The sequence below is a fragment of the Gilvimarinus sp. 2_MG-2023 genome, assembly GCF_030547685.1.
Classification (GTDB): Bacteria; Pseudomonadota; Gammaproteobacteria; order Pseudomonadales; family Cellvibrionaceae; genus Gilvimarinus.
Genome location: NZ_JAUOQM010000004.1, coordinates 3,484 through 4,349 on the forward strand (window position 1 = coordinate 3,484; position 866 = coordinate 4,349).

At 60.2% G+C, this 866-nt stretch carries 1 protein-coding gene; it reads right to left on the minus strand.

Annotated elements, in window-relative coordinates; genetic code table 11:
- A partial coding sequence (locus Q4526_RS00835) for a YifB family Mg chelatase-like AAA ATPase (RefSeq protein WP_215974817.1) occupies nucleotides 1–866 on the minus strand: 866 nt, incomplete at both ends.

An 866-nucleotide genomic window follows, 5' to 3' on the forward strand; every position in this document is an offset into this window, starting at 1 on the left:
GTAGGGACAATGGCGGTTACCGGTACATGCAGGTCAATTCGATCCAGCAAGGGGCCAGAAATTCGGCCCCGATAGCGGCGTACTTGATCCGGTGTGCAGCGGCAGCGCTGATCATCGTGGCCATAATAGCCACAGGGGCAGGGATTCATGGCTCCAATCAATTGGAATCGGGCCGGGTAACACGTTTGCGCCCGCGCTCGCGATAGTCGAATTTCTCCACTTTCTAAGGGTTCGCGCAGCACCTCCAGCACTTGGCGTTGAAATTCAGGTAGTTCATCCAAAAATAAAACACCGCCATGAGCCAGCGATATTTCGCCGGGCCGGGGCACTGTGCCACCACCCACCATTGCCGCCGCAGAGGCCGTATGGTGAGGGTTGCGAAAGGGCCGCTGTTGCCAGCTTTCGGGATTCGACTCGCCCACCACAGAGCAAATAGCGGCCACCTCGAGCGATTCGCGCAAATCAATGGGTGGCATAATGCCGGGTAAGCGACTGGCCAGCATCGTTTTTCCGGTCCCCGGCGGCCCGAACATCAATAAGTTATGCCCGCCGGCGGCGGCAATTTCGAGGGCGCGCTTAGCCTGAGCCTGACCGCGCACGTCTTGTAATTCCGGATAGGCAATCGGTTGTCGGCTGTAAAGTTCGGGGTGGGGAAGCTCGGCCCGACCGTGCAGTTGGGCGCAAACACTCAGTAAATTGGCAGCGGTGCGCACGTATTCGGCGCCTGCGAGCGATGCCTCGCGCCCGTTGTCTGTACCGGTGATTAAATGCCGCCGGCTGGCGACACTGGCCAGTGCAGCGGGTAGGGCGCCATGCACCTCACGCAGGTGGCCCGAAAGGGCCAGCTCGCCCAGAAACTCCAGTGA